Origin of the sequence: Microbacterium sp., from assembly GCF_039812165.1 — a bacterium.
Lineage (GTDB): Bacteria > Actinomycetota > Actinomycetes > Actinomycetales > Microbacteriaceae > Microbacterium.
On record NZ_JBDIAB010000197.1, the window covers coordinates 1 to 5205 of the forward strand.

Below are 5205 nucleotides of genomic sequence, written 5' to 3' on the forward strand. Positions count from 1 at the left end.
ACCACGCCGGCGACCTCGTCGGGCGTCGCGAACCGGCCCGCCGGGATGTTCTTCTTGTAGTCGGCCTGGGTCTCGTCGGGGAGGGCCGCGGTCATGTCGGTCTCGATGAAGCCGGGCGCGACGACGTTCGCGGTGATGCCGCGGCCGCCCAGCTCGCGCGTGAGCGAACGCGCGAAGCCGACCAGGCCGCTCTTCGACGACGCGTAGTTGATCTGACCCGGCGAGCCGTAGAGCCCCACGACACTGGAGATGAGGATCACGCGCCCCCAGCGCGCCCGCAGCATGCCCTTCGCGGCGCGCTTGACGACGCGGAACGCACCGCCGAGATTCGTGGCCACGACCGAGTCGAAGTCGTCCTCGGTCATGCGCAGGAGCAGCGTGTCCTTCGTGATGCCGGCGTTCGCCACGACGACGCCGACCGGGCCGAGCGTCTGCTCCACCTCGGTGAACGCGGCATCGACGGACGCGGCATCCGTCACGTCGGCGCGCACGGTCAGCGTGCCCTCCGGGCCCTCGCCCGAGCGCGCGGTCACGGCGACCTTGTAGCCCTCGGCGACGAAGCGCTCGGCGATGGCGCGGCCGATGCCGCGATTGCCTCCGGTGACCAGGACGACACGATCGACGGACATGCTGCTCCCTCTGTGGCGGACGGCGACGCGTCGGGCGCGTCGGATCCGCCCCAGCCTATCCGCGCCGCTCCGGGCTCCCCCGCGCGACACGTGCCGCGACGTCGTCCCGACGCCCGGCGTCCGACCCGCGATTAGGCTGGAGACCGACGCGAACGAAGGAGACCCATCATGAGCGGCTCGACCCCGCCGCAACCGCCGGCCGGCCAGCCCGGCCCCACGCCGCCGTCCTACGGCACGACCCCGCCGCCGTACGGTGCGACGCCGCCGCCGTACGGACAGCCGCCCGCATACCAGGGACAGGCCTACCCGTCGGCCCAGGGACAGGCCTACCCGACGGCCTACGGCTACGGCGCCTACCCCGCCGGACCGAAGACCAACACGCTCTCGGTGTTCGCGCTGATCGCCTCGATCGCCGGCTTCATCTGGCTGCTCCCCCTCATCGGATCGATCGCCGGCGCGATCATGGGCCACCTCGCGCTGGGACAGATCAAGCGCACCGGCGAGAAGGGCTACGGGATGGCCCTCGCGGGCGTGATCGTGGGCTGGGTCGGCGTCGCGCTCGCCGTCATCGGCGTCGTCATCATCATCGGCTTGATCGGCTGGTCGGTCGAGAACGGCGCCCGGTACGGATCCTGATCCGGCCGCCGCTTCCGGGCGTACTCTGGAAGCACCGTGAACCACACTCCCCGACACCAGTCGGCGACCTCGCTCCCCCGTGCACCGCGCGACGACGCGAGCCGCCGCATGGCGAAGTACTACATCATGATGTCCGTGCGCGTCGTGTGCTTCGTGCTGATGTTCGTGATCACGCCGTACGGCTGGTACACGTGGGTGCTCGCGGTGGGCGCGATCTTCCTCCCCTACCTCGCGGTCGTGATCGCCAACGTGGGCCAGGAGAGCCGGGCGCCCCGCGCGACACTGCCGGAGCGTCAACTGCCCGCCGGTCCGAGCACGCCACCGGCGACGACGCCGCCGCCCACGGTGCTGCGCATCCACGAGTCCGACCAGAAGCCGCCGGCCGACTCGTGAACGTCTGCTCGCGCGCCGGCTGCCGGTCGGAGGCGACGTGGTTCGTCGTGTGGCGCAACCCCCGCATCCACGCCGCCGACCGTCGCAAGACCTGGGCGGCGTGCGACGAGCACGTCGCCTACCTGCGCGACTACCTCGCGGCGCGCGAGTTCCCCGTCGACGTGGTGCCCGTCGGCGCGCACACCGAGGCGGATGCCTCGTGAGGCGGCGGACGGCGGCCCGCTGGCTCGTCTACGGCGGCGTCGCGGTCGTCTTCGCGATCGCGTGCGCGTTCCTGTCGAACTGGCAGTTCACGCGCAACGCCGACCGCGAGCGGCAGCTCGCGCTCATCGCCGCCAACTACGAGGCCGCGCCCGTCCCGCTCGCCCAGCTGATCCCGGCGGGCGACGAGTTCGATCCGGCGGATCAGTGGCATCCGGTCGTCCTGCGCGGCGAGTACCTCGCCGACGAGCAGCTGCTCGCCCGCAACCGCGCGCACGGCGGCACGAGCGCGTACGAGGTGCTCGTGCCGTTCCGCACCGACGACGGCCGCATCGTCGTCGTCGACCGCGGGTGGGTGCCGCCCGGGCAGGAGCAGCCGGAGCCGGATGAGATCCCCGCCCCGCCGGACGGCGAGGTGACCGTGATCGCGCGCCTCAAGCCCGGTGAGCCGCTGCCCGGCTCGGGCCGCACCGCGCCCGAGGGCCAGGTGCCGACGATCAACCTGCCCCTCGTGGCCGACACGGTCTCGACTCCGGGCGACGTGCTGACGAGCGCCTACGGGCTCATGGTGTCGGAGGACCCTGCGCCCGCGACGCGCCCGCAGGCGTTCGAGTCGCCGAGCGAAGACCCTGGCCCGCACCTGTCGTACGCCATCCAGTGGATCCTGTTCGCCGTCATGGCGTTCGTGTTCCTCTGGTACATGATCCGCACCGAGCGCAAGCACCGTCGAGAGGATGCCGAGGACCGGGCCACGGCATCCGCCCCCCGACGTCGTCGCGACCGCGACATGGAGGACGAGGACGCCCTGCTCGACCGCGCCGGCGGCTGAGCGGCGCCCGCCGCGCCCGCCGCGCAGCGCGACGCCGGGTCAGAGCCAGCCGCGCTCCTCGGCGAGGAGCACCGCCTGCTGCCGGGTCTGCACCGAGAGCTTGGCGAGCACCGCCGACACGTGGTTGCGCACGGTGCCCGGGGCGAGCGACAGCGCCCGCGCGATCTGGCCGGTCGTCTCGCCGCGCCGGCCGGCGCGCAGCACGTCGAGCTCGCGGTCGGTGAGCGGGCAGCGCGCGTCGCTCAGGGCGTCGGCGGCGATCTCGGGGTCGACGTAGCGGGCGCCGCCCGCCACGCGACGGATGACCGCGGCGACCTCGTCGGCCGTGCGCGACTTGGGCAGGAACCCCGCGACACCCGAGGCCAGCGCGCGGCGCAGCACGCCGGGCCGGGCGTGCCGGGTCACCACGACGCACCGCGTGGCGACGGTGCGACGCAGGCGCTCGGCGACCTCCACGCCGTCGAGCCCCGGCATCTCGACGTCGAGGAGGCACACGTCGGGCTTCAGGCGAGCCGCCTCGCGGAGCGCCTCCGCACCGTCGGCGCACTCGGCGACGACCTCGAGATCGGGCTCGAGCCGCAGCAGCGCCGCGAGCGCCGAGCGGATCATCGCCTCGTCGTCGGCGATCAGCACGCGGATCATCGCTCGCCCCCGCCGCGCGCCGACACGACCACGTGCGCCGGCACGACCACGACGACGGTGAAGCCGTCCGGCTCGCGGCGGACCTCGAGCGTGCCGCCCACCGCACCCACGCGGCGCCGGATGCCCTCGAGCCCCGACCCGTCCGCGTGCTGCCCGGCCGGCCGGGCGGGAGCGGCGTCGTTCGACGCCTCGAAGCGCCACGACCCGCCGTCGCGCACGAGCGACAGCCGCGCCCGCCGCCCGCCGCCGTGACGGAGGATGTTGGTCGTCGCCTCGCGCACGACCGGCCCGATGACGGATGCCGGGGCGTCATCGGCGTCCGGAGCGATCACCGCCTCGGCGGTCATGCCGGCGACCCGCAGGAGGTCGACCGCGTTGGCGAGCTCGTCGTGGATCGGCACCGAGCGGAAGCGCAGCGCGAGGTCGCGCGTGCCCTGCCGGGCCTCGTCGACGCTGGCGCGCGCGGTCCTCAGATGGGCCAGCGCCGCGACGTCATCCTGCCCCATCAGCCGCTCGACGAGCTCGAGCTGCAGGCCGATCACCTGCAGGTGGTGCCCCTGCAGGTCGTGTACGTCGGTGGCCAGGCGCAGACGCTCCTGCGTCGCGGCGAGACGCGCCTCCGACGCCCGCGCGCGGTCGAGGGCGACGAGCACGTCCCACCACCACAGCGAGAGCACGATCATGCCGGGAAGCAGCGTCGCGTAGAGCCCGAAGAGCATCCGGCCCCCAGCGTCCGGCGCGGGCAGCGCGTGCGCGTCGATCGCCCACAGCGCGCCGAGAACGACCGTGGCCGCCACCGCCAACCGCACGCGGATGCCGGCCGGCCACCGCAGCAGCATGAGCACCGCGACGACGGGGAACGTCGCGACCAGCCAGCTGCCGGTGACGAGACCGGCGAGCGCACCGTAGGCGAGCGCGACCGCAAGCGCCGTGAGCGCGCGGAGCGATCGCGACGACGAGCGATCCGCCCGGTTCCGATAGTCGAGGAGCAACGGCACCGTCGCCAGCACCCACACGGCGCTCGCCGTGCCCACCGCGACGACGAGGGGGACGCCCCGAACCGTCTCGACGATCGCCAGCGTCAGGACGAGCGCGAGCACCGACTCGATGAACACGATGCCGATGAACGTGTTCCACCACGTCGCGGCGATGCCGCGCGTCGGTCGCAGCGCGACGGGCGGGGTCGCCGTGGCGTCCGGCTCGGGCCGGGCAGAGGTGGACATGCGTCCACCATAGGCGCGTGACAAAAGTCATGCCCCCGGAGTGCGAAGCGCCCGGGAACAGGTGACAGGGCGGCACTTCTGGCGACCGTCCGGAGCCGGTGGACTGAAGGCATCCACTTCCCGCCGATCTCCAGGAGCCCGCCATGAGCCTCTTCGACACCTTCCAGGACCTCGTCGCCCACGTCCCCGACCTCGTGCAGCCGCTCATGGTCGCCGCCGCGGGGGCGATCCCGTTCCTCGAGGGCGAGGGCGCCGCGACGATCGGGATCATCGCCGGCATCCACCCCGTCGTCGCCGTCGTCTCGGCGGTCGTCGGCAACTTCGTGTGCGTCGCGGCGGTCGTGTTCCTCGGCTCGGGCGCCCGTCGCGCCGTCGTGAGCCGCGTACGGGGCCGTGCCGTCGCCACGGCCGGCGCCGGCACGACGGACGAGGCGCTCCTCGAGCCCGTGTCGCCGCGCAGGGCGAGGTTCCAGCGCGCGTTCGAACGCTACGGCGTGCCCGGGGTGAGCCTGCTCGGCCCGCTGCTGCTCCCCACGCAGTTCACCGCCGCGATGCTCGCCGCAGCCGGCGTGGGCCGTGCCCGCATCCTGATCTGGCAGGGGATCGCGATCGTCGGCTGGACGACCGCCGTCGCGATCATCGTCGCCGGCGC

The 5205-nt window shown here is 73.6% G+C and carries 8 protein-coding genes; 5 read left to right on the forward strand and 3 right to left on the reverse strand.

Annotated features, from left to right (window positions below):
- Nucleotides 1-629: SDR family NAD(P)-dependent oxidoreductase (locus WML84_RS12630; protein ID WP_347346493.1), on the reverse strand; the 629-nt coding region annotated here is incomplete at its 3' end.
- Nucleotides 630-797: 168 nt separating this feature from the next.
- Here WML84_RS12630 and WML84_RS12635 point away from each other — a divergent pair.
- Genes WML84_RS12635 through WML84_RS12650 form a run of 4 tightly spaced genes read left to right on the forward strand, consistent with a single transcriptional unit; the run spans nucleotide 798 to nucleotide 2688 of the window.
- Entirely contained in the window at nucleotides 798-1265 is a 468-nt protein-coding gene (locus WML84_RS12635) for a DUF4190 domain-containing protein (protein ID WP_347346494.1), read from the forward strand.
- A gap of 36 nt (nucleotides 1266-1301) precedes the next feature.
- Nucleotides 1302-1658 carry a DUF3099 domain-containing protein gene (locus WML84_RS12640; RefSeq protein WP_347346495.1) on the forward strand — a complete coding sequence of 119 codons (357 nt, stop codon included), beginning with the start codon at nucleotides 1302-1304 and terminating at the stop codon, nucleotides 1656-1658.
- Nucleotides 1655-1861 (forward strand): hypothetical protein, encoded by a 207-nt coding sequence (locus WML84_RS12645; protein ID WP_347346496.1) that lies wholly within the window; start codon nucleotides 1655-1657, stop codon nucleotides 1859-1861. The genes WML84_RS12640 and WML84_RS12645 overlap by 4 nt, the downstream gene beginning before the upstream one ends.
- Nucleotides 1858-2688, forward strand: coding sequence for an SURF1 family protein (locus WML84_RS12650; protein ID WP_347346497.1), 831 nt, complete (start codon nucleotides 1858-1860; stop codon nucleotides 2686-2688). Before WML84_RS12645 ends, WML84_RS12650 begins: the two co-directional genes overlap by 4 nt.
- 39 nt (nucleotides 2689-2727) lie before the next feature.
- Here the strand turns inward: WML84_RS12650 and WML84_RS12655 are convergent, their stop codons facing one another.
- Both WML84_RS12655 and WML84_RS12660 read right to left on the reverse strand, forming a co-directional pair.
- On the reverse strand, nucleotides 2728-3330 hold the full coding sequence (locus WML84_RS12655) for a response regulator transcription factor (protein ID WP_347346498.1): 603 nt from the start codon (nucleotides 3328-3330) through the stop codon (nucleotides 2728-2730).
- Nucleotides 3327-4553, reverse strand: coding sequence for a histidine kinase (locus WML84_RS12660; protein ID WP_347346499.1), 1227 nt, complete (start codon nucleotides 4551-4553; stop codon nucleotides 3327-3329). Before WML84_RS12660 ends, WML84_RS12655 begins: the two co-directional genes overlap by 4 nt.
- Before the next feature lie 143 nt (nucleotides 4554-4696).
- On the opposite strand from WML84_RS12660, the gene WML84_RS12665 reads away from it, so the two are divergent.
- A partial coding sequence (locus WML84_RS12665) for a small multidrug efflux protein (protein ID WP_347346500.1) occupies nucleotides 4697-5205 on the forward strand: 509 nt, incomplete at its 3' end.

Coding starts and splice junctions, on each gene's coding strand:
- WML84_RS12635 (WP_347346494.1), top strand. CDS start 798: ATGAGCGGCTCGACCCCGCCGCAACCGCCGGCCGGCCAGCCCGGCCCC.
- WML84_RS12655 (WP_347346498.1), bottom strand. CDS start 3,330: ATGATCCGCGTGCTGATCGCCGACGACGAGGCGATGATCCGCTCGGCG.
- WML84_RS12660 (WP_347346499.1), bottom strand. CDS start 4,553: ATGTCCACCTCTGCCCGGCCCGAGCCGGACGCCACGGCGACCCCGCCC.